Annotated in this window: 18 protein-coding genes; 2 read left to right on the top strand and 16 right to left on the bottom strand. The window is 61.8% G+C overall.

The window, feature by feature from the left end; genetic code table 11:
* Window positions 1-169 precede the first annotated feature (169 nt).
* The gene (locus CSQ95_RS00685) at window positions 170-901 is read left to right on the top strand and encodes a hypothetical protein (RefSeq protein WP_099408085.1); all 732 of its coding nucleotides are present in this window, start codon (window positions 170-172) and stop codon (window positions 899-901) included.
* Between the two features lie 46 nt (window positions 902-947).
* On the top strand, window positions 948-2213 hold the full coding sequence (locus CSQ95_RS00690) for a DUF6445 family protein (RefSeq protein ID WP_099408086.1): 1266 nt from the start codon (window positions 948-950) through the stop codon (window positions 2211-2213).
* 115 nt (window positions 2214-2328) lie between these two features.
* On the opposite strand, the gene CSQ95_RS00695 is transcribed toward CSQ95_RS00690, so the two are convergent.
* The 16 genes from CSQ95_RS00695 to CSQ95_RS00770 form a co-directional block, all read right to left on the bottom strand.
* Window positions 2329-3270, bottom strand: coding sequence for a LysR family transcriptional regulator (locus tag CSQ95_RS00695; protein ID WP_035823672.1), 942 nt, complete (start codon window positions 3268-3270; stop codon window positions 2329-2331).
* 93 nt (window positions 3271-3363) lie between these two features.
* Window positions 3364-4335 carry a glycoside hydrolase family 43 protein gene (locus CSQ95_RS00700; RefSeq protein WP_099408087.1) on the bottom strand — a complete coding sequence of 324 codons (972 nt, stop codon included), beginning with the start codon at window positions 4333-4335 and terminating at the stop codon, window positions 3364-3366.
* A 4-nt stretch (window positions 4336-4339) separates the two neighbouring features.
* Entirely contained in the window at window positions 4340-5314 is a 975-nt protein-coding gene (gene yjfF, locus CSQ95_RS00705; protein ID WP_099408088.1) for a galactofuranose ABC transporter, permease protein YjfF, read from the bottom strand.
* Window positions 5311-6396, bottom strand: a complete 1086-nt coding sequence (locus tag CSQ95_RS00710; protein ID WP_180278920.1) for an ABC transporter permease — start codon at window positions 6394-6396, stop codon at window positions 5311-5313. Before CSQ95_RS00710 ends, yjfF begins: the two co-directional genes overlap by 4 nt.
* Window positions 6393-7946, bottom strand: coding sequence for a sugar ABC transporter ATP-binding protein (locus tag CSQ95_RS00715; protein WP_257217904.1), 1554 nt, complete (start codon window positions 7944-7946; stop codon window positions 6393-6395). Before CSQ95_RS00715 ends, CSQ95_RS00710 begins: the two co-directional genes overlap by 4 nt.
* Window positions 7947-7955: 9 nt before the next feature.
* Window positions 7956-8930, bottom strand: a complete 975-nt coding sequence (locus CSQ95_RS00720) for an ABC transporter substrate-binding protein (RefSeq protein ID WP_099408090.1) — start codon at window positions 8928-8930, stop codon at window positions 7956-7958.
* 160 nt (window positions 8931-9090) lie between these two features.
* Window positions 9091-10116: an arabinan endo-1,5-alpha-L-arabinosidase gene (locus tag CSQ95_RS00725; protein WP_099408091.1), complete on the bottom strand. Its 1026-nt coding sequence runs from the start codon at window positions 10114-10116 to the stop codon at window positions 9091-9093.
* Window positions 10117-10181: 65 nt separating this feature from the next.
* Window positions 10182-11732 (bottom strand): alpha-N-arabinofuranosidase, encoded by a 1551-nt coding sequence (locus CSQ95_RS00730; protein WP_099408092.1) that lies wholly within the window; start codon window positions 11730-11732, stop codon window positions 10182-10184.
* Between the two features lie 232 nt (window positions 11733-11964).
* Complete coding sequence (locus CSQ95_RS00735) at window positions 11965-12732, bottom strand: SDR family NAD(P)-dependent oxidoreductase (RefSeq protein WP_099408093.1); 768 nt, start codon at window positions 12730-12732, stop codon at window positions 11965-11967.
* Between the two features lie 171 nt (window positions 12733-12903).
* Window positions 12904-14481, bottom strand: a complete 1578-nt coding sequence (locus tag CSQ95_RS00740) for an aldehyde dehydrogenase (NADP(+)) (protein ID WP_099408094.1) — start codon at window positions 14479-14481, stop codon at window positions 12904-12906.
* The gene (araD1, locus tag CSQ95_RS00745; RefSeq protein WP_099408095.1) at window positions 14478-15470 is read right to left on the bottom strand and encodes an AraD1 family protein; all 993 of its coding nucleotides are present in this window, start codon (window positions 15468-15470) and stop codon (window positions 14478-14480) included. Before araD1 ends, CSQ95_RS00740 begins: the two co-directional genes overlap by 4 nt.
* Before the next feature lie 12 nt (window positions 15471-15482).
* Window positions 15483-17225, bottom strand: a complete 1743-nt coding sequence (locus tag CSQ95_RS00750; RefSeq protein ID WP_070313069.1) for an IlvD/Edd family dehydratase — start codon at window positions 17223-17225, stop codon at window positions 15483-15485.
* Between the two features lie 195 nt (window positions 17226-17420).
* On the bottom strand, window positions 17421-18491 hold the full coding sequence (locus tag CSQ95_RS00755) for an aldose epimerase family protein (protein WP_099408096.1): 1071 nt from the start codon (window positions 18489-18491) through the stop codon (window positions 17421-17423).
* Window positions 18492-18509: 18 nt separating this feature from the next.
* On the bottom strand, window positions 18510-19457 hold the full coding sequence (locus tag CSQ95_RS00760) for a family 43 glycosylhydrolase (protein WP_099408097.1): 948 nt from the start codon (window positions 19455-19457) through the stop codon (window positions 18510-18512).
* A gap of 24 nt (window positions 19458-19481) precedes the next feature.
* Entirely contained in the window at window positions 19482-20834 is a 1353-nt protein-coding gene (locus CSQ95_RS00765) for an MFS transporter (RefSeq protein WP_099408098.1), read from the bottom strand.
* A 189-nt stretch (window positions 20835-21023) separates the two neighbouring features.
* Window positions 21024-23681 carry a TonB-dependent receptor gene (locus CSQ95_RS00770; RefSeq protein WP_099408099.1) on the bottom strand — a complete coding sequence of 886 codons (2658 nt, stop codon included), beginning with the start codon at window positions 23679-23681 and terminating at the stop codon, window positions 21024-21026.
* Between the last annotated feature and the right edge of the window lie 283 nt (window positions 23682-23964).

The following is a 23964-nucleotide window of genomic DNA, read 5'->3' on the forward strand; positions in this document are numbered from 1 at the left end:
ACTGTGCAGCCCACTTCCGGGTCGGCGTTGCTCACCGTACATAAAGTACGGTTCCGCTACTCAACCCGGCATTGGGCTTGCTCGCTACTGTTTTCAGCGCTGCCGTGACTTTCACAACCCTAAAAATTAAAACCGACACTACCTTTTAACTGATCTTAAAGGAAATATCATGAACCGTACCCTGCCCGCTCTGCTCGCCATCGCCATCCTGCTGTCCGCCTGCGGCAAGCCCTCCGAGAATGCAACTCCTGTCGCTTCGACGCCCGCCACCAGCGTGGCCGACATGGCTGCCAAAGCCCAGGTAAAAGCGGCGGCCGCCAGCCTGCCGCAAGCGGACCCGGCCACCCCAGGCGCCAGCTATGTCGACATCACCAGCGGCAACCAGTTGATGTACAGCTACATCGCCCTGTCCGGCGTGCCGCCCGACTACGCGGCCGTGGCGCAGCGCATCTCGCGCGAATATGCGGGCAGCAACGACGCCTTCCGCAAGCAGGAAGTGCTCGACGCGCTGAAACCGCAGATCGACGCCAAGGTCAATGAAGCCAAGACGAAACGCTACCTGCGCTACCAGATCAACGGCCAGGGCGCGCTGTCGCCGTACGCCATGGACAAGGCCGCCTTCCCCGCCAAGTTTGCCGAAGCGGGCACGTATTACTACATGTACGACAACGGCGACTACAAGCTGGCGTTCAGCAACGGCGACGGCTACTCGCTGCTGAAGGTGGACCAGGAGGCGGCGCGCAAGATCGAGGCGGCCCGCAGCGGCTACAAGGACTTCGCCATCATCGTGTATGCCTACGCCCAGGAAGCGGACATGGCCAGCAACCAGGTCAAGGCGCAGATCGTCAAGGTGGCGATCAAGCTGAACGGACAGGAAATTCCTGTCAGCCAGGCGCTGTAGAACGAGCTCGGTTACACTGTTCGCCACATTGCATCGGGATAGCGACATGGGCGAACAGACACTGGCGGAACAACAGCTGGCCAAGGGCCGGCAACTGCAGCAGCAAGGCAAGCTGATCGAAGCGATCAACGCTTACCAGGCTGCTTACAAGCAAGATCCGGCCCTGGCCGAAGCGCAGCATTTCCAGGGCCTGGCGATGCTGGAACTGGGCCAGGGCGCCTTCGGTCTGGGCCTGTTAAAACTGTCGCTCAGGCAACAGCCCGACAACGCCCTGTTCCACTACAACCTCGGCAACGTGCTGCGTGGCACGGACAGCGAGGCGGCGCTGGCCAGCTACGCCGCGGCGGCGCGGCTGGCGCCGCACGAGCACGATTTCGCCATCAGCCATGCGGAATTGCTGATGGGAAAACAGCGGCTGATGGAGACCATCGCGGAACTGGAACGGGCCCACGCCCTGCGCCCCCAGCGCTGGCAAACCCTGCAAGGCCTGGCCGAGCTGTATTACCGCACGGGACAGCAGGAACTGGCCTTGGCCCGCTATGCGCAAGCCCTGGCGCTGCATCCGGCGCTGGCGCAAACGTGCTGCATCGGCTTTGCCAGTCCGCAAGCGGAACAGGCAGAAACATTGACGCCGCTCAATGCCGCAAATGACATACACGATTTTATCCGTGAAACCGACCTGCACATCCTCGACGATTTCCTGCCCGATCCGGCCGCCTGGCGCGCCCAGGCGCTCAATTTACCGTTCGAGCAGCAGCGCTATGCGGGACAGAATTATCCGGGCAGCCAGACGGCGGGCCAGCCCAGTCAAGCCATCATGGAGCGCATCGCCACGGCGCTGGGCCGCCCCATCCGTTTTATTTCGCCCGACAATGGCTCGTATCGCCTCAGCTATGCGGACGCGATGGCGCGCACGGATATCCACGTGGACAACGAGACGGGCAACAATTTCAATTTCTATGCGGGCGTGCTGTATCTGAACCCGCCCGAGCAGTGCCAGGGCGGCACCACGTTCTGGCGCCACCAGCCCAGCGGCTGGTACCGGCGACTGCCCGAGGCGGACGTCAAGGCGGGCGGCTACGCCAGCTTCAAGGATTTCCAGAAACGCTGGCTGCCGAACAGTAAAGTACAGAAATTCAACGACTTACAGGAACAGCGCGACAGTTGGCAAGCCCTGCTGGAAGTGCCGATGCGCCACAACCGGTTGATCGTCTACAAGGGCCACTACTTTCACTCGATCAGCAATGTGTTTGGCAACACGCCGGAAAATGGACGATTGGTGCAGCTGTTTTTCTTTGAGGTGCCGGATTAGGCGTAACGGGCAATTGTCGGATTACGCCCTGCGGGCTAATCCGACCTACCAGTCACCGGACCATGCGTAGGTCGGATTAGCGGAACGCGTAATCCGACACAACCACCGCCTCGGGTCAATACATGTCGGCGGCCGTGGCGCGTACTGCTTTCAACAGCATATCCGCCCCCGGAGACAGCAAATGATCCTGCTGGCGGATGATGCCGAACGCATCCATCTTGCACGGCAGTTCGATGGGCAGAATGCTCAGCACGTTCAGCGATTCATAGTAGTGGGCCACTTCCGTCGGCATCACGTGCAGCGAATCCGTCTGCTGCAGCAATGACGTGATCAGCAGCAAGGCGGTGGTGTCGACCACGTCGACGGGCGGCTCCAGGCTGGCGCGGCGGAACATCATGTCGAAACGGTGGCGCAGGATGCTGCCTTGCGGCGGCAATATCCACGGCTGGCCCGCCAGGTCCTTCAATTGCAGATTCTTGCGCGACAGCAGCGGGTGGCCATTGCGCGCCACGGCGCTGGCCGGCTCTTCCGTCAATTCCTCGTAGATAAGGCCGGCGCTGCTTTCCTTTTCCAGGATGCGCCCGATCATGAAGTCCAGCGTGCCGTGCTGCAGCATGTCCATCAGGGTATTGCTGTGCTCCAGGTGCACGCCGATGCGCATCAGCGGCGCCTGCTGCTTGATGCGGGCAATCGCGCGCGGCAGCAAGGCCATGGCCGGCGTCATGATGACGCCCACTTCCACCTGGCCCGTCAGGCCTGACTTCAGGGCGACGATGTCGTCATGCGCCAAGGACAGGCTCGTCAGGGCCATGCGCGCGTGGCGTATCATCGTTTCGCCGTAGATGGTCGGCTCCATGCCGCGCGGCAACCTGTCGAACAGGCGCACGTCCAGCATCTCTTCCAGGTCCTTGATTTGCTTGGACGCGGCCGGCTGCGTCATGTGCAATTCTTCCGCCGCGCGATGGATGTTGCGCTGCTCGTCAAGGGCGATCAACAGCAGCAATTGCCGCGTCTTCAGGCGGGCTCGCAAGAACCAGTTGGGGTTGAGGGTATCCATGAATAAATCATATCATGATCGATATCAGTTTCTCACTGATATCGATCTTATTGATATCGGTGTGTCTCCTTTTTGTGCGTGGTCAACGAGCGGTCACGATGCCTTGCAGGCGGCGCTGGGATTGGGTGCCGGGCCAGCCGTTTGCTGGATGAATTCGATCGTGCCGTCCGGCTTGTATTTCAGCTCTTCCACAGCCACGGAACGCCGGTATTCCCCGCCGCCGGGCAACTTGTCGTTGTGATAGAAGATGTAGGACTTGCCGTTGAACTCGATGATGGCCTGGTGGATGGTTTTCACGACGGCATTCTTGTCCATGATGGTGCCGCGGAAATGCCACGGCCCCGTGGGCGTCGGTCCCGTCGAATATGCCGTTTCTTCGGGGAAGTTACGCGAGTACGACAGGTAATACGTGCCCGCATGCTTGTGCATATAGGCCGCTTCCGTGAATGCATCCATGCCGAAGGTCAATATCGGGCCATCGAGCTCCGTCATGTTGGCCTTGAGCTTGGCGTATTTCAAGACCGTGTTGCCCCAATAAATGTAGGCCTGGCCATCCGTATCGATGAAGACGGCCGGGTCGATGTCGTCCCACAGGATCGCCGTCTGTTTCGTCATGTCGTTCGTGATCAGGGCGCTGCCGCGCGCGTCGACGAACGGTCCCGTCGGGCTGTCAGAGACGGCCACGCCGATGGCCTTGCCGGGAATGGTCTTGTGGTCGACGGTCGAATAGAAATAGTATTTGCTGCCGCGCTTGACGATGTCGCCGGCCCAGGCATCCTTGCCGGCCCAGGCGAAGGTGGAAAAGCGCACGGGCGAGCCGTGGTCCGTCCAGTTCGCCATGTCGCACGAGGAATACACGCGCCACTCGTGCATGCGGTAATCCGTATCCGTGGCGCTCGCTTCATCGTGGCCGACGTACAGGTACACCCTGCCATTGTCGACCAGCGCGGCCGGGTCGCCCGTGTAGATATTTTTCACGATGGGGTTGGCCGCCTGCGCGCCGCATGCCGCGCAGGCGAGCACCGCAGCCATGCCGATGGCGGCACGTGTGTGTTGCTTGAACATCAGATTAACTCCCGTTGGTATTTTTCTGGCCCATGGCCATCAGTCTTTGCACGACGCAAAAGACGAACAGCAGGCCGCCGATGACGATCTTGGTCCACCACGAACTGAGCGTGCCGTCGAAGGCGATCAGGGTCTGGATGGTCCCCAGCACCAGCACGCCGGACAGCGCGCCCGCTACATAGCCGTAGCCGCCGCTGAGCAGAGTGCCGCCGATGACGACGGCGGCAATCGCGTCCAGTTCCGTGCCTTGCGCATGCAAGCCATAGCCGGACAGCATGTAGAACGAAAACAGCACGCCACCGAGCGAAGCACAAAAGCCGCTGAAGGCATAGATCAGGACCTTGGTGCGGCCCACGGGCAAGCCCATCATCAGGGCCGACTGCTCATTGCCGCCGATCGCATACACGGCGCGGCCGAACGGCGTGGCGTGCGCCAGCCAGATGGCCAGCAGCAAGGTCAGCACGGCGATCACGACGCCGGGCGAGACGAAGCCGCCGAGGAAGCCCAGTTGCGTCTGCGACATGGCGACGAACAGCGGGTTATCGATAGTGATGGAATTGATGCTGATCAAGTAGCACAAACCGCGCGCCAAAAACATGCCGGCCAGGGTGACGATGAAGGGCTGCAACTTGAAATAATGGATCAGCGCGCCCATGCCGGCGCCAAACACGGTGCCCAGCGCCAGCACGGTGACGATCACCAGGAGCGGCGGCCAGTGCGCCACGTTCAGCAGCCAGGCGGCGATCATGGTCGACAGGGCAAGCACGGAACCGACGGACAGGTCGATGCCGCCGGAAACGATGACGAAGGTCATGCCGACGGCGATCACCAGCAAAAAGGCGTTATCGATCAACAGGTTAAAGATCACTTGCGTCGACAGCAGGCCCGGGTAGGCGGCGCCGCCGAGGCCCAGCATCACCACCAGCAGCAAGACCGTGACGAGCGAGGTGAAATACGGGGTGTGCAGCAAGCCCTTCATGCTTTTCTCCGATGCAGCAATTGCTTGAATTCCGACGATTGCGACAGGCAGACGAGGAAGACGACAACCGATTTGACGACCATGTTTACTTCGGGCGGCACGCCGAGCGAATAAATGGTGTAGGTCAGGGTCTGGATGATGAGCGCGCCTATCATGCTGCCGACTAAGCTGAACTTGCCGCCGGCCAGGGACGTGCCGCCCAGGGTGACGGCCAGGATGGCGTCCAGTTCCAGCATCAGGCCCGCATTGTTCGCGTCCGCGCTCTTGATGTTCGAGCTGATCATCAGCCCCGACAAGCCCGCGCAGGCGGCGCAAAACACGTAGACGAAGAAAATCAGGGTCGCCGTCTTGATGCCGGCCAGGCGCGCGGCGACCGGGTTGATGCCGACGGCCTGGATGAACAGGCCCAGGGCCGTTTTGCGCATCAGCAGGGCCGTGATGATAAACACGGCCGCGACGAGGAACAGCGAGAACGGCAAGCCGAACAGATAGCCGCTGCCGATGAAAAAGAACGGCTGATAGTAGACGGTGACGATCTGCCCATCCGTCAGCAATTGCGCCAGGCCACGGCCCGCCACCATCAGGATCAGGGTGGCGACGATGGGCTGCAAGCCCAGGCCCGCCACCAGCACGCCGTTCCAGGCGCCGCACAGCAGGGCCGCGCCCAGCGCCGCCGCCAGGGCCCAGCCCATGGGGATGTTGCTGACGTAAGTGGGCACGCCGTTGTCCATCACCATGGTGCCGCCGATCAACATGGCGGCCACGGTGCCGGACAGGGCCACGACGGCGCCCACGGAAATGTCGATGCCGCGCGTGGCAATCACCAGGGTCATGCCCAGGGCCGCCAGCATCAAGGGCGCCGCGCGGTTGACGATATCGATCACGCTGCCGTACAAATGGCCATCGCGGATTTCCAGGTGGAAAAAGCCGGGGATGGCAAAAAGATCGACCAGCAGCAGCAAGCACAGCGCGGCCAGGGGCCGGCTCAGGGGATGGTGTAAAACGGTATGCACAATGGAAGAATCCGTGGTGGCAGCCGCCCGCGCCGCAGGGGCGGCGGGCGACGGTGTGGTCATGCTCATGCTGTCTCTCCGGCAATCACTTGCAGCACGGAACTGTCATCGAGCTCGCCGCGCGCATAGTCGCCGCAAGCCTTGCGGTCGCGCATGACCAGAATACGGTCGCTGCAGCGCAGCACTTCGGGCAGTTCGGACGAGATGAACAGGATCGCCATGCCCTTGCGGCACAGTTTGCTGACATAGCTCATGATTTCCTGCTTGGCGCGCACGTCGATGCCGCGCGTCGGTTCGTCGAGAATCAGCATGGCGGGCGAGGTCACCAGCCAGCGCGCCAGCAAGGCTTTTTGTTGATTGCCGCCCGACAGGCTGCCGATCGGCGTTTCGATGCTGGTCGTCTTGATGCCCAGCGCCTTCACATATTCGTCGGCCAGCGCCTGCTGGCGTTTGAACGGGATGGCGCGCAGCAAGCCCGTGCGGGCTTGCAAGGCCAATATGATGTTTTCGCGCACGGACAGCGACAAAATCGCCCCCTCGTGCTTGCGGTCTTCCGAGCAAAAACCGATATCGCGGGCAATCGCGTCGCGCGGCACGGTGAACTGGCGCGGCTGACCCTGCATGGTGATCGTGCCCGAGTCGGCCTTGTCGGCGCCGAACAGCAAGCGCGCCAGTTCCGTGCGGCCCGAACCGAGCAAACCCGCCAGGCCCAGCAATTCACCCTGGCGGATGTGGAAATCCATGGGCAGCAAGGCGCCCTTGCGGCCCAGTCCTGTTGCTTCCAGCACAGTCGGGCCGAAGCTGGCGGCGCCCGCTTCTTGCGCCAGATCAAGCTCTTGCGCCACGGTATCGGCCGCCACGCCGATCATCTTGTTCACCAGCGCCAGGCGCGACAGTTCGCTGCACGCATACTCTCCTTCGCGCTCGCCATTGCGCATGACCGTGATGCGGTCGGAAATGGCGTAGGTCTGGTCGAGGAAGTGCGTCACGAACAGGATCGCCATGCCCTGTTCGCGCAGGCGGCGCAGCACGGAGAACAGCAGATGGACTTCCGCCTCGTCCAGGCTGGACGTGGGTTCGTCGAGGATCAGCACGCGGGCCGAAATATTCAGCGCGCGCGAAATGGCCACCATTTGCTGGATGGCCAAGGGAAAGCTGGACAGTTGCGCCGTGACGTCGATATCGATCTGCAATTGCTGCAGCAAGGCGCGCGCCTGTTGCTGCATAGAACGCCAGTCGATGGGGCCAAAACGGCCGCCAAAGCGGCGCGGATAGCGGCCGATAAAGATGTTTTCCGCCACCGACAGGTTCGGACACAGATTGACTTCCTGGTACACGGTGCTGATGCCGAGCGCCTGCGCATCCGAGGTGGAGGCGGGGGCGATGGGCTTGCCGTCAAACAAGATCTGGCCGCTGTCGGGCGTGTAGACGCCCGTCAGCACCTTGATCAGGGTCGACTTTCCGGCGCCGTTTTGCCCCATCAAAGTGTGTACTTCACCCGGATACAGGCGCAGGGCAACGTCGCTGAGGGCTTTGACGCCGGGAAAGGATTTGCTGATGCCGCGCAACTCCAGCAAGGGAGCTGGCGCGGCAGAGTGATGCGCTTGCGTCTTCATCATGCGGCAAGCTTAGTACTTACGGTTCGGAAATTCCTTGGCGGCCACCTCGGCAGGGAACACGCCTTCCACCGTCGTGATGCGCGCCGGCACGGGTTTACCGGCCACCACATCGCGGGCGATGGACATCAGTTGCGGGCCCAGCAGCGGGCTGCACTCGACGGTGACGTTCAGCTTGCCGGCGATCATGGCCTCGAACGCGCCTTTGACGCCATCGATCGAGATGATGATGATGTCCTTGCCCGGCTTCATGCCCGCTTCTTCGATGGCCTGGATGGCGCCGATGGCCATATCGTCATTGTGCGCGTAGAGCACGTTGATCTTCTTGCCTTCGGCTTTGAGGAACGCTTCCATCACTTCCTTGCCCTTGGCACGCGTAAAGTCGCCCGTTTGCGAACGGATGATCTTCAGCTTGGGATTCTTGCCGATGACTTCCTGGAAGCCTTCCTTGCGGTCGATGGCCGGCGCGGAACCGACCGTGCCCTGCAGTTCGACGATGTTCAGGGTGGCATCCGGGGTTTTCTTGGCGTACTCGAGCAGCCATTGACCGGCGCGGCGGCCCTCTTCCACGAAATCGGAACCGATGAAGGTCACGTACAGAGACTTGTCGGCCACGTTGACGGCTCGGTCCGTCAGGATGACGGGAATCTTGGCGGCCTTGGCTTCGCGCAGCACCGTATCCCAGCCCGATTCGACGACGGGCGAGAAGGCGATCACGTCGACCTTTTGCGCGATGAACGAGCGCAGGGCCTTGACCTGGTTTTCCTGCTTTTGCTGCGCGTCGGCAAATTTCAGGGTGACGCCATCTTTCTTGGCAGCATCCTTGATGGAGACGGTATTGGCGGTGCGCCATTCGCTCTCGGCGCCTACCTGCGAAAAGCCCATGACGAGGGGCTTGGCGGCAAACGCGGACGAGGTAGCGAAGGTGGTGACGGAAGCGGCCAGCAGCATGGCGCTGGCGAGGAGTGTGCGGCGTGTCAATTTCATTCTTGTCTCCAGTTTTTTTTGGAATACCATCACAGCCGGATGCCGGATGGGCGGTTTTTTATGAACCCATGGTAGGAGAAAGCAACATAGCCATCCAATCAATTCTTTTTCGCTTGCGATACCGATTTGCATATCACCTGCCGCCCATCCCCTGGTCCGCTTACCGTTTGGCGGCCGGCAATTCGCGGCTCTGGTAGCGGTTCAAGTCGCGCGGGTCCACCTGCGGCCAGCCCTCCTTGTCCCACGTCATGGGCAATATCTTGAGCTTCTGCAAATAGTTGTCCGCCGTTTCGTAGGCGTGCAGCACCAGGTAATCCTTGCCGTCAAACGTGTAGGCGCTGTTGTGGCCCAGTCCCTGCCAATCCTTGTCACCTTTCAAAACCACCGTGCCGCCGCCCTGTGCCATGTCGCGGCCCTCCTTGTCCAGGTACGGCCCCGTCACGCTTTTTGACCGGCCCACGGCCAGGTGATACGTGCTTTTTTCCTTCTGGCAGCACAAGCCCCAGGAGACGAACAGGAAGTATTCATTGCCGCGCTGGAAGATGAACGGCGCCTCGATTTCCTCGGGCGCGGGCTTGAATTCGCCCGCCCGTGGCGGCAGCGGCACGCGGCGCGCCAGCGAATGCCACTCTTGCGGTTCCGCAATGGTTTTCCAGTCCGCGTTGAGTTTCACCAGTTTGATGCCGTTCCAGAACGAGCCGAAGGCCATCCACGGGGTGCCCTTGGTATCGGTGACGATGTTCGAGTCGATGGCATTCCACTCGTCGCGCTCGGGCACCGATTGCAGCAGCATGCCTTGGTCGACCCAGCGGTAATCGGACGAGCGGGGATTCAAGGTGGTATTGACGGTCACGCCGATGCCGGAGGTGTTCTTGCCGAAGCCGGACACCGAGTAGTACAGGTAATATTTGCCGTCATGGAACTGGACATCGGGCGCCCAGATATGATCGTCAAACGACGGTGCGGCCGTCTTGGCCCAGGTCGGCTGGCCCGCGAAGACGCGCCCTTCCGGCTGCCAGTCGCGCATATTCTTCGAGCTGTAGAAGGTGATGCCGGGACCCGTGCTGTACAGATAATACGTGTCGCCTTCCTTTGCCATCACGGGGTCGTGCACGCTGACCTGGGCCGCCTGGACGGGGCTGAACGCAAGCATGGCCGCCAAGGCCATCATTGTCGAAAATTGCATCGTGTTCTCCACATGGCCAGCCGGCCCGTCATGCGGGCCGGCTGGATACCTCAAAATCGGCAGGTTTATTCGACCGCCACCACCACCACCGCCTTGGCTGGCACCGACACGGTCAGCTTGCCGCCCTGCGCCTGGGCATTGAACGCCACCGGCTGCACGGCTTGCGGTTGCGCAAAGCTGTTGACGGCATCCATCTTGCCTGCGGTCAGCACGCGGCCATTCACGGCTGTCACTTTTTGACCTGCCAGCGCCACGCTGACGTCGACGGCCTTGTGCGGGTTGGTATTGACCAGCGACAGATACACCTTGCCATCCTTGGCGCGCGCGGCCGAGGCGCTCACTTCAGGAATGCTGACCTTGCCCAGGCTGTACTTGCCATTGCCGGCGATGGCGACCGGCAGCGAAGTGGCGTCCTGGAAGGGTACATACATTTCAAATGCGTGATACGTAGGCGTGAGGAAATATTTATCCTTGTCCGTGATGATCATCGCCTGCAGCACGTTGACCATTTGCGCGATATTCGTCATGCGCACTCTGTCCGCGTGGGCATGGAAGATATTGAAGTTCAGGGCAGCGACGAGCGCATCGCGCAAGCTGTTTTGCTGGAACAGGAAACCCGTGTTGGTGCCCGGCTCGACGTCGTACCAAGTGCCCCATTCATCGACGTACAGGCCCGTCTTTTTCGACGGGTCGTTCTTGTCGATGGCGGCGAGATTGTTCTTGATCAAGCTATCGATGCGCAGGGTGCGGCTCAGAGTGGAAATCCACTCATTTTCACCAAAGCCCGTGGCGGCGCCCTTCTTTTCCCACACACCGGTCGGCACCGTGTAGTAGTGGAAACTGATGGCATCCATCATGTTCGGCTTGATCTCGCGGCTCAGGGTGCTGGACCAGCTGATGTCGTCGTCATTGCCGCCGCTGGCGATGAATTTCGGGCGCGCGCTTTCCGGCGTCTTCATGAAGGTGTGATAGTGCTTGTACAGGTCGGCGTAGTACTGCGGGCGCATGTTGCCGCCGCAACCCCACGCTTCATTACCGATGCCGAAGTAATCAACCTTGTACGGCTGCGCACGGCCATTCTTGCGGCGCAGTTCGGCCAGGGTCGATTTGCTGTCCGACGTCATGTATTCGAGCCACTCGGACATTTCCTGCGGCGTGCCGGAACCGAGGTTGCCGTTGATATAGGTCTGCGCGCCCAGCAACTCGGCCAGGTCAAAGAATTCATGCGTGCCGACGGCGTTCGACTCTTCCACGCCGCCCCAGTTGGTGTTGACCTTGGTCGGGCGCTTGTCGCGCGCGCCGATGCCGTCCTTCCAGTGGTATTCATCGGCAAAACAGCCGCCCGGCCAGCGCACCAGCGGTACATGCAACTGTTTCAGCGCGCCCAGCACGTCATTGCGCCAGCCCTTGGTGTTCGGGATGGCAGAGTCCGGCCCCACCCACATGCCTTCGTAGATGCCGGTCCCCAGGTGTTCGGCGAACTGGCCGTAGATGTTCTTGTTGATCACGGAACCGGGCTTGGCCACGTCGATGGTGACGTTGACGGGCGCGGCAAAGGCGCTGCCGACGGCCATGGCCAGGCTGAGGGCCACGATGCTGGTATGGATGAATTTCATGCTGTCTCCTGTTTTTTAGTGAAAAGCAAGGGCCGGGGTCAACCCCGGCGCAATCTGGATGTGGCGATGCCTCTCCTGCCGCGGGGTTGGGGCGGCAGGAGCGGTGCTGCAATGGAGGTAGCGGTTTGGCCGCGGATCAGTCCGCAGCCGACAAAACGCCCAGGGCTAGGCGCAGCGTCGAAGACAGTACGCTAGTACGGCGAGACGCTGCAACAACGCCCTGGACGTTTTGTCAGACCCAGCCGGCGTCGACGATGAATTCTTGACTGGAGCACATCGCGCCGTCGTCCGATGCAAGGAACAACACCATGGCGGCGATGTCCTGCGGCATCAGTTTATTGGGCAAGCACTGGCTTTTCTTGATTTCCGCTTCGGCCGCGTCGTCGACCCACAGGTCGATCTGGCGCTGCGTCATGACCCAGCCGGGCGTGACCGTGTTGACGCGGATATTGTGGGCGCCGTAATCGCGCGCCAGGCCCCGCGTGAGGCCCACGACGGCCGCCTTGGTGGTGGCGTACACAGGGTAGCCGCCCGACTTCATGTGCCAGGAAATCGAGCTGACGTTGATGATGGAGCCGCCGCCCCTGCGCTTCATGCCCTCGAACACGGCCTGGCAGGTGAAGAACATGGGACGTTGATTGATCGCAATGCGCTCGTTCCAGTATTCCAGGGTGACGTCCTGCGCCTGGTGGCGCTGGTCGTTGGCGGCATTGTTGACGAGGATATCGAAGTCGCCCAGCTTCTGCGCCAGTTCCGCCATGACGGCTTGCAGGGAAGCAATATCCGTGATGTCGCAATGGCGGAACAGTGGCGCCGTCAGGCCCGCTTCAGCCAGGCGGCGGCACAGGGCCTCGCTCGCTTCCACGGCGATGTCGACAAACGCCACCAGCGCGCCCTGGGCGGCAAACTCCGCCACCAGGGATTCGCCGATGCCGCTGCCGCCGCCCGTGATGAACACGCGCTTGCCCTGCAAGCTGCCATATTTCGCCAATTGCTTCATCTTGTCTCCACCTGTGTATTTTTATTTTTTATGATTAAGAACACCTATCAAAACCTACTGCGCGTCGCGATTTGCGGTTTCCGATGCTCACTGTGCATTCGCACAGTTCCGCGTCTCAACCACAACTCACATCCGCTCGCTACGGTTTTGTTAGGCGTTGTAAACTTATGATTAAAGTTTGCCTAATACGCCATCGTGACGGCGCCAGATACTGAGCGGATTATCATCGCGCAGCGACTCCGGCAGCAAGTCCTGCGGCAGGTTCTGGTACGACACGGGGCGCAGGAAGCGGTTGATGGCTGCCGTGCCTACCGACGTGCTGCGGCCGTCCGACGTGGCCGGGAACGGGCCGCCGTGCACCATCGCCGTCGACACTTCCACACCGGTCGGGAAACCGTTGGCCAGGATGCGGCCCACGCGGCGCTCCAGCACGGGCAGCAAACGGCGCGCGTCGTCCAGGTCGCCCGCATCCATCTGCAGGGTGGCCGTCAGCTGGCCTTCCAGGCTTTCCGTGATCGCCAGCATTTGCTCCATGTCGCGGCACGCCACCAGCAGGGAGGCGGGACCGAACACTTCGTCGCGCAGATCGTGCTTGGCCAGGAAGGCCTCACCCGAGGTGACGAACAGGGCCGCGGCGCCCTTGCCTTCCTCGCCCGTGTTTCGCACCAGCGGCGTCACATCGGCGTGCTGCGCCAACGCGGCCACGCCCTTGGCATAACTGCTGGCGATGCCAGCCGTCAGCATGGTGGCGGCAGGGGCCGGCGCCAGCGCTTCGGCGGCGGCGGCGGCAAACGCCGTAAAGTCCGGACCTTCCAGGCCCAGCACGAGGCCGGGATTGGTGCAGAACTGGCCCACGCCCATCGTCAGCGACGCGGCAAAACCGCTGGCAATGGCCGCGCCACGGGCGGCCAGGGCTTGCGGCAGCACAAACACGGGGTTGATGCTGCTCATTTCCGCATAGACGGGGATCGGCTGCGGACGTTCCGCCGCCACCTTCATCAGGGCGATGCCGCCCGAACGCGAACCCGTGAAACCGACAGCCTGGATTGCCGGATGGGCGACCAAGGCCTGGCCGATGCCATTGCCCGTGCCCGTCAGCAAGGCAAACACGCCTGCCGGCAGCTTGCAGATGGCAATCGCTTTCACGATGGCGCGCGCCACCAGCTCGGACGTGCCCGGATGGGCCGAATGGGCTTTCAGGACGACAGGGCAACCGGCAGCCAGGGCCGAGGCCGTATCGCCGCCGGCCACGGAGAAGGCCAGCGGGAAGTTACTGGCCGCAAACACGGCGACGGGGCCCAGGCCGATCATGCGCAAGCGCAAGTCAGGACGCGGCGGCACGCGGTCCGGCAGCGGGCTGTCGATACGCGCATCGGTCCACGAGCCTTCGCGCAGCAAGCCGGCGAACAGTTTTAATTGACCGACGGTGCGGCCGCGTTCGCCTTCCAGGCGCGCGCGAGGCAAGCCGCTTTCCGTCATGGCGCGCACGATCAAGTCATCGCCCAGTTCGCCGATTTGCGCGGCGATGGTGTCGAGGAAGTCGGCGCGCTGCGCATCGCTGGTGGCGCGGAACGGGTCGAACGCGGCTTGCGCCAGACGGCAGGCTTCGTCGATTTGCGCTACGTCAACCATGTGGAAGGCGGGCGCGATGTGCGCGCGCGCGGCCGGGTCCCACGCTTTGAAGGAGCCGCCATTGCCCTTGACGGCGACGCCGCCGATCAATGCATCACCGGTGATATTGAAACTCATAATGTGCTCACTTTCGCAAATTCGGTTGGGAAGACGTCGAGGCGGTTGCGCAAGGCAGGGCCAAAGGCCGGCGCTTCGATTTCAAAGGTTTCGCCCGGCGCCACGCTCACGCCATCGGCAAAGCTCAGGGTGGCCGTGCCGAAGAAGTGCACGTGCACGTCGCCAGGGCGCTTGAACAGCGGATACTTGAAGTGATGGTGCTCGAGGTTGGCGATCGTGTGCGACATATTGTCTTCGCCGCTGACGAACGCTTTTTCCCAGCGCACATTGCCGGCCGCGTCGAGCACGCGCGAGGTGCCGGCGATATGCGCGGGCAATTCGCCCACCAGCAGGGCCGGGCCCACGCTGCAGACGCGCAGCTTCGAGTGGGCCAGGTACAGATAGTTCTGGCGTTCCGTCACGTGGTCCGAGAATTCATTGCCGATGGCGTAGCCGACCCGGTAGGGCTGGCCGTCATCGCCGATCACGTACAGGCCGGCAATTTCAGGCTCTTCGCCGCCATCGAGGGCAAAGTCCGGCATGCGCAGCGGCTGGCCGCTGGCGCGCACGATGGAGCCGTCGCCCTTGTAAAACCACTCGGGCTGGGCGCCGGCCGTGCCGTCGGCGGGCTTGCCGCCTTCCACGCCCAGGCGGAACATTTTCATCGAGTCACTCAAGGAATCAGCGTCGCCGCCGATCTTCTTGTGCATGGCGTCGCGCGCGCCGGCGCTGCCCAAATGGGTCAGGCCCGTGCCCGTCACGTAGCAGTGCGCCTCGTCCGCGTGGTCGAGCGGCGCCAGCAAACGGCCGCTGGCGGCCACGTCCGCATACGCATGCGTGGCGTTGCCGACGCTGGCGTTGACCAGTTCCGCCAGATTGATACGCTTGCGGATGGCGTCTTGCGCCAGCGCATAGGTCGTGTTGTAGCCTTCGATGACGCGGATCTGGTCGTCTTGCAGCAGGCCGACGAGGCGGCCGCCGTGTTCATTCGTAAATTGCAGCAACAGCATAATGGTCTCCGCTTAATGTGAGTGGCGCGGCACGGCGGAACCGCGATTGCCGACCAGGAAGTCGAAATCGCAGCCTTCATCGGCCTGCAACACGTGTTCGATGTACAGCTGCTGGTAGCCGCTCTTCGGTCCGGGCGCGCTGCCCAGTTCGCGCTTCGCCAGGCGCTCGGCGATTTCCGCGTCGCTGATGTCGATGTTCAGGCTGCCGGCGTGGCAGTCGAGGGCGATCATGTCGCCATCCCTGACGATGCCCAGCGGGCCGCCCGCCATGGCTTCCGGCGCCACGTGCAGCACGACGGTGCCGTAGGCGGTGCCGCTCATGCGCGCATCCGAAATGCGCACCATGTCGGTGATGCCTTGCGCCAGCAGTTTCGGCGGCAAGCCCATATTGCCCACTTCCGCCATGCCCGGATAACCTTTCGGGCCGCAATTTTTCATCACCAGCACGGAATTGGCGTCCACGTCGAGGTCCGGATCGAGGATGCGCGATTTATAGTGCTCGAAATCCTCGAAGACGACAGCCTTGCCCCGGTGCTGCATCAAATGCGGCGAAGCGGCCGACGGTTTCAGGACGGCGCCGCGTGGCGCCAGGTTGCCGCGCAGCACGCAGATGCCGCCATCGGCAAGCAATGGATTGTCCAGGGTGCGCACCACTTCGTCGTTGTAGATCGGCGCTTCGACGCAGTTGTCCCAGATCGACTTGCCGTTGACGGTCAGCGCATTCTTGTGCGGCAGCAAATCGCCCTCGCCCAGGCGGCGTATGACGGCCGGCAAGCCGCCCGCGTAGTAAAACTCTTCCATCAGGAAACGGCCCGACGGCAGCAAGTCGACGATGGTCGGCGTGCCGCGGCCCGTTTTCGTCCAGTCTTCCAGTTCCAAAGGCACGCCGATGCGTCCGGCAATCGCCTTCAGGTGGATCACGGCATTGGTCGAGCCACCGATGGCCGCGTTGACCTTGATGGCGTTTTCAAACGCCTCGCGCGTCAGCACTTTCGACAGGCGCAGGTCTTCGTGCACCATTTCAACGATGCGGATGCCCGACATGTGGGCCAGCACGTAGCGGCGCGAATCGACGGCGGGAATGGCCGCGTTGTGCGGCAAGGACGTGCCCAGCGCTTCAGCCATGCTGGCCATCGTCGAGGCAGTACCCATGGTGTTGCAGGTACCGGCCGAGCGCGACATGCCCGATTCGGCCGACATGAACTGGTGCAAGGTGATGGATCCCGCCTTCATCTGCTCGTGCAACTGCCATACGGCCGTGCCGGAACCGATGTCCTTGCCATTGAGTTTGCCGTTCAGCATGGGGCCGCCGCTGACGACGATGGTGGGAATGTCGACGCTGGCCGCGCCCATCAGCAATGCCGGTGTCGTCTTGTCGCAGCCGACCAGCAGCACAACGGCGTCCATCGGGTTGCCGCGGATCGATTCTTCCACGTCCATCGAGGCCAGGTTGCGCGTCAGCATGGCGGTCGGGCGCAGATTCGATTCGCCGTTCGAGAAGACGGGGAATTCGACAGGGAAACCGCCCGCTTCCAGGATGCCGCGCTTGACGTGTTCGGCCAGCTGGCGGAAATGCGCGTTGCAGGGCGTCAGTTCGGACCAGGTATTGCAAATGCCGATGATGGGCTTGCCGTGAAATTCGTGGTCAGGTATGCCCTGGTTTTTCATCCAGCTGCGGTACATGAAGCCGTTCTTGTCCTGCGAGCCGAACCACTCGGCCGAGCGCAGGGCTACCTTCTTTTTTGTCTCAGACATGCCATTCTCCTGGTTGTGCCATGCCGGATCTAAGGTCGTCGGCCCGGGCAGCGATGTTGGAATACTAAAGAATCCTGCCATGCCTTTCCAATCAATTTTTAATGCGTTCCGATATCGAAAACGATATCAGCATGCGCCAATGAAAACGCCCTGCGGGCGCGTGGCGGCAGGGCGTGGGCTGTTATGGCTGGGCGCTTACTCGGCGGAAAACCGGTACACGGTCTCCGTCTGATACACCTGGCCCGGGCGCAGGATGGTGTTCGGGAAATGCGCCTGGTTCGGCGCATCGGGGAAATGCTGGGTTTCCAGGCACAGCGCGCTGCGATAACTGTTGGCGCCCCGCTTGCCGTGCTGGCTGCCGTCGAGGAAATTGCCCGAATAAAACTGTATGCCCGGCTCCTGGGTGTACACCTGCATCACCCTGCCCGATTGCGGCTCGCGCACGCTGGCGGCCAGGTTCAGCAACTGCCCCGGCTTTTGATTCAGCACGAAGTTATGGTCAAAGCCGCGGCCGATGCGCAGCTGCTCATGCGGCAAGGCGATGCTGTCGCCGATGACGGTGGGCTGGCGCAAGTCGAACGGCGTGCCGGTGACGTCCGCCAGTTCGCCCGTGGGGATAGACCCCGCATCGACGGGCAGGTAGCGGTCCGCGTTGACGGACAGCACATGGCCGAGGATAGTGCCCTGCCCCGCCAGATTGAAATAGCTGTGGTTGGTCAGGTTGACGGGCGTGGCCTGATCCGTGACGGCGTGGTAGCGCAGGCTCAGCGCATTGTCGTTGTCCAGTGCATAGGTCAAGGTGACGTCGAGCTTGCCCGGGTAGCCATCTTCACCGTGCGAGCTGCTGCGCGTGAACGTGATGCCCACGGCATCGTCCTTCGTGAACGGTTCAGCCTGCCACATGACCTGGTGAAAGCCCTGATTGCCGCCATGCAAGTGATTCGGTGCGTTGTTGACGGCCAGCTGATATTCCTTGCCGTCGAGACTGAAACGGCCCGCCGCGATGCGGTTGCCGTAACGGCCGATAACGGCGCCCAGAAACGCACTGTTGGCCAGATACGGCTCGAGGCGATCGAAACCGAGCACCACGTCGGCAAACACGCCATGGCGGTCAGGCACATGGATTTCGCTGATGATGGCGCCAAAGTCGAGCACTTTCACCTGCATGCCCTGGCGGTTCGTCAGGGTAAAGGCCGTCACTTGTTGGCCATCGGGCAGGATGCCGAACGGCGCTTGCGTCACTGAAACAGAATCAACTGGGGTCATGGCGTCGGGTCCGGAACGTTACAGGGTCGATGAGCGGCCAAACACGGGCATGCCTTGCGCATCCCAGCGCAGCGGCTTCACAAAGGTGTGGCGGTCCGGGTTCCACAGCGGGTCGCCGACGATTTCCGTGTACGTGCGGGCATGGTACACCAGCAACACGCCATCGCCATCGGCGGCCGTGGTAAAACTGTTGTGGCCGGGGCCATAGATACCGTGCTCGTAGCAGGTGGCAAACACGGGATCAGGCGACTTGGTCCAGGAAAACGGGTCGAGCAAGTCGGCGGACTCGTCAGCCCACAGCAGACCCATCGCATAGTTTTCATCGGTGGCGCTGGCCGAGTAGCTGATGAATATCTTGCCATTGCGTTTCAGCACGGATGGTCCCTCGTTGACCCAGAAGCCACGGATTTCCCAGTCGAATTCCGGCTTGCTCAGCATGACGGGCGGGCCGGCCAGCTGCCACGGCGTGGCCATCGGTGCGATGTAGAGGTTGGAATTACCTTCAATGGCCACATCCTTCTGCGCCCAAAGGTAGTACAGCACGCCATCGTGCTCGAACGTGGTGGCGTCCAGGCAGAAGGTGTCGATGCCCGTGTCGATCGATCCCATGAATTCCCACTCGCCTTCGATCGGGTTGGCGTTCGTGTTACGGATCGCATACATGCGGTGCTGGAACAGCTTATGCTTGATTTCGCGGCTCGGCGCGGCGGCGAAATACACATACCAGGCGCCCTGGTTGAAATGCAGCTCAGGTGCCCACACCAGCTCGCTGTACGGCCCCGTGTCCGGCTTGTGCCACACGTCGACCGGTTGCGCGTCGGCCAGGCCCGCGATGCTGGCGGCGCGGCGCAGTTCGATGCGGTCGTACTGGGGCACGGAGGCCGTGAAGTAATAATAGCCGTCGCTGTGGCGGTAGATATGCGGATCGGCGCGCTGTTCGATCAGCGGTTTCAAGACGTCTGCCATGTTGCTTGCTCCATTCAATTGTTCTTACGTGGCAACAAAGCCGCGCTTGTGCATTTCCACTTTCACACCCGTGTAATAACTGTCGCTGATGCGGTACTTGAACATCAGCAGGCCCATCAGCAGATGGAAGAAGCCGGGGATGATCGACAGCATCAGGGCGATGCCGTTCAGGGCGAATTGCGTTTGTTCATGGTTGGGCTGGTAGTCGAAATACGCGAGCAGCACGCCCACCAGGCCGCCCGCCACCGCCATGCCCGCCTTCTGGCAGACGGAAATGCCGCCAAAGGCGAAGCCGGAGACGCGCTTGCCCGTCTTGACTTGACCGTAATCGATGGTTTCCGCGATGGCCGACCAGAACACGGGTGCGTGCAAGTCCACGACAAAGGACAGCAGGAAATACAGGGCGAAGGCCAGCACGGTGTCGCTCGGCTTCACGAAGAAATAGATCGCCAGGCTGATCAGTGCGACGCCGATCTGCGTGTAGCGGAACAGCTTTACCTTGCAGTAAAACTTGGTGATCCAGGTCGAGGCGATCATGGCAAGGATGGCGGCCACCACGCCCGTCGTGAGGAAGGCGGCCACCGTTTCCGTGCTGCCGCCCAGATAGTATTTCGCGTAATAAATGGCGACGGAGCCGCGTACCACGTAGCCGATGGTGCCCGTGACGCACACGCCGCACAGCACCAGCCACTGGTCGTTCTGCAGCAGCACTTTCAACTGTTCCAGCAACGACTGCTTTTCCACCACGTGCACCACGCGCTCGGTGGTGGAGAAATAGCAGAACAGGAACAGGGCCACGCCCATGACGGCCATCACGGCCATGGCCGCCTGGTAGCCGACGGCCGGGTTGCCGCCGCCCCAGCGCTGCGACAGGATAGGCACGACGATGGTCACCATGAAGGCGCCGATCTTGGCGAAGAACAAACGGTAGCCGTTGGCCGACAGGCGGTCCTGGGGGTCGCTGGTCAGGCCGCTGATCAGGGAAATATACGGGATGCCCACGCCGGCCGTCATGATGGTCATCAAAATATACGTCGAATATGCCCAGATCAGCTTGGCGTCATAGCCCCACTCCGGCGTGGTGAACACAAAAAACACGCTGACGCCGTACGGCACGGCCAGCCACAGCAGATACGGGCGGTAGCGGCCAGAGGCAAAGCTGTAGCGGTCGGTGATCTGGCCCATGACCAGGTCGGCGATGGCGCCGATGACTTTCACGGCCACGAACAGCAGGGCCAGGTCCGTGGTTTTCAAGCCATAGATATCGGTATAGAAAAAGGTGATGATCAGCATCATCGACGAGATGACGACATTGAGCGCCATGTCGCCGGCGCCGAAGCCGACCTTTTCAACGGTGGATAATTTTTGCGTCTCCATGCTTTCCGTCCATTCTTTTGATGATGAATCGTGCGTGACTGCCCAACTGACAGGGGCGTTGCCGGCCGAAACCATGGCAACGCCCTTGGATACTGCTTTTTTCACTCATGTAAAACGTTCAGGGCAAGGCGCGTTGCCGAAGACAGTACGAGGAGTACGGCGAGGCAAGGCAACGCAGCCATGGACGTTTTACATCTTCCAGCGTAAAGACAGGCCGACCGTGCGGTCATAACGGCGCGTATCGCGCGCATACACGCCCGGCGCGTTCCAGTAATCCTTGAACTTGGTGTCGAGCAAGTTATTCCCATCGAGGGTCACCGTGAACTGCTCGTTGAGCTTGTACGACAGCGAACCGTCGAGCTGGGCCGTGGCCGCCACTTTCAAGTCCAGGCCGGGGCCGCCCTGGTTGTAGCTGTCGATGAATTTCGAGCGCCAGTTGTAGGCCAGGCGGCCCGACCACGCATCCTTTTCGTACAGCAGCACCAGGTTGTAGGCATAGCGCGACACGCCCGTGATGGCATGGCTGCCCGTCTCGTCGTCGGTGGTGCCGCTCATGTAGGTGCCGTTCGCTTGCAAGCCCAGGCCGCTCAGGATACCGGGCAAGCCGTCATAAAACTGCTGGTAGCCGAACTCCAGGCCTTGCAGCTTGCCGGCGGCCGTGTTGTACGGGCGGTCCACGTCGTAGGTCTTGCCGCCGATGGTTTCGCTGGCAATGCGTTGCTGGATATAGCCGTCGAACTTGTGGTGGAACACGGTGGCCGTCACGGACCCGGCCGGCGCGAAATACCATTCCAGCGCGGCATCGACATTGTCGCCCGTTACCGGCTTCAAGTTCGGATTGCCGCCCGCGCCCGTCGCCTTCACCGTTTCCGTCGAGTTAACGAGGGCCACGCCCGGGTTCAACTGGGAAAAGCCGGGGCGGCTGATGGTACGGCCCGCGGCGAAGCGGCCGACCAGGTCGGAGCGCAGCTTGATTTTCAGGGCCACGCTCGGCAGCACGTCGGTGCTGGCCGTGTCGCTGACGACGGAGGTGTACACGCCATCCTCGGAAGTATTGCCTTGCAGGCTTTGTTCCGTGCGCACCACGCGCACGCCCACGGTGCCGTCGACGGGGTAGACGCCCAGCTTGAAGGCGACCTTCGCCTTGGTATAGATCGAATACGTCTTTTCCGTATCCTTGAAGAACGAACCCGGGTCCATGGCGCGCGCCGCGCTGCTGCCCGTGACGGCCTGGCGCACGGTGCCCGTGTTATTGAGCAGGAAGCTGGCGCACGGCGTGTACCACTGCTTCAAGCCATAGTCGGGGCCGCCGCCGGACATCGATTCCGACAGGCAATTGAGGCCCGGGATCGAGGTCACGTTCTGGCGACCGAACGGAAATGCGGCGCCGGACACGTCCGGTGCTTCCGCATTGCCCTCGAAACTCTTGATCGATTCGGCTTCGCGCTTGACGCCGCGCAAGCCGACGCTGATTTCCTTTAAAATGCCGCCGGCATTCGGCGTGTACGCCAGGTCGGCGCGCACATCGTTCGAGCTGCCCTGGTCCTTGCCGTAACGGTCGAAAAAGCCCTTCAGATAGTAGTTCGACGGGTCTTGCAGATCGATGCCCGTGTAGTCGACGTGCAGGGTGCCGTTCTGGTTGGTATTGATGGTGGCGTTCGGCACGACGGTGATGGCGTCGAGAATCGGATTGCGCCAGGCATAAGTGCTTTTGGTGCTGGCCACTTCCGACGTGAAACGCCATTCCGGGTTGATATCCCACAAGCCGCCCACGGCAAACTGGTGCGTCTTCGTCTGGTTCTTGTTCGCCTGCGTCGACATGATGGTGTTGACGTTGGTCGAGGTCAGGGTTTGCAGCTGGTTGCTGCCGGGAATCTTGGTCGCCGACACGGGTGTGCCCCACCACGGCAAGCCGACAAAGTAATCGGACTCGGCGTCGAGCAGGAAGCGCGTGGCCATGCCTTCGGCGTACAGCTCGACGTCGGCGTTCGGGCGCCATTGCAACACGGCATTGGCGGTCGTGCGGCGGCGGTCGCCCTTGATCGGCAACAAACCCACCTGGTCAGGCCCCGTCAAGCCCGGCGACAGGAAGCTTTTATCCACGGGCGCCGTACTGAACGCGCGTTCCTCATGGTAACGATGCTGCTGCTGCGACAGACCCAGCAGCGCGCCCACCTCGCCGATGCCCGTCTTCCAGCGGTTCGCCACCATGCCGCTGATGTTCGGATCCGTGGCTTTCGATTTGTCGCTGTAGACGGCGCGCGTGTTGACGCTGGCCGTGAAATCCTTGAAGTCGAACGGGCGATTCGTGCGCACGTCGATGATGCCGGCCACGCCGCCTTCGACCTGGTCCGCGCCTTGCGACTTGTACACGTCGACGCGCTGAAGCATGGTGGCAGGAATGTCGGCCAGGTTGACGTAGCGGCCGGTGGTGGTGAACAGCTCGCGGCCGTTGAGCAGGGTCGTGACATCGCGCAAGCCGCGGATCATGACGGCGCTCGCCTCGCCCGAATCGCGGCGGATCTGGATACCGGAAATGCGCGCCAGGGTCTCGGCCACGTTATTGTCAGGAAATTTGCCGATGTCGTCGGCGACGATGGAATCGATGACCTGGTCCGAGCGCATCTTGATCTGCTGCGAGTTCTGCGCCGAGCGGCGCACGCCGCTGACGGTCACGACAGCCACTTCCGCGGCAGGCTCGGCACCGGCATCGGCCGCCACGGCATCCTGCGCCCACACCGAAGCCATGCTCAGCAAGCCGATACCGGCCAATGCCGCAACGGCTGCCTTCAACATGAATGGACGAGGGAAAGTGGCCGCGAGCGGGCCGGTGGCGTTGCGCATCATGAATCTCCAGATATTGTATTGATATTTTTTGTGCTACTTGCATGTCGTGCGCATGCTCGGCGTTTATCTTAGGGGCTGGGCGATAATCTCTCCAATCAATTTTTCCACTGTTTTGATATCAATTTTGATATCGGTGGTTAGCGGACTTTGGAGGTTACAAACGGACAACCGCAGGGGCGTCAGGGGTGTTTTTGGAAGGTGGCGCACAAAAAAGTGGCAGTATCGACATGCGGCGGCACACGGTGCCCATGGCGAGCAGAGACAGTCGCGTGCCGCGGCAAGC

The sequence above is a fragment of the Janthinobacterium sp. BJB304 genome, assembly GCF_002735765.1.
Classification (GTDB): domain Bacteria; phylum Pseudomonadota; class Gammaproteobacteria; order Burkholderiales; family Burkholderiaceae_D; genus Janthinobacterium.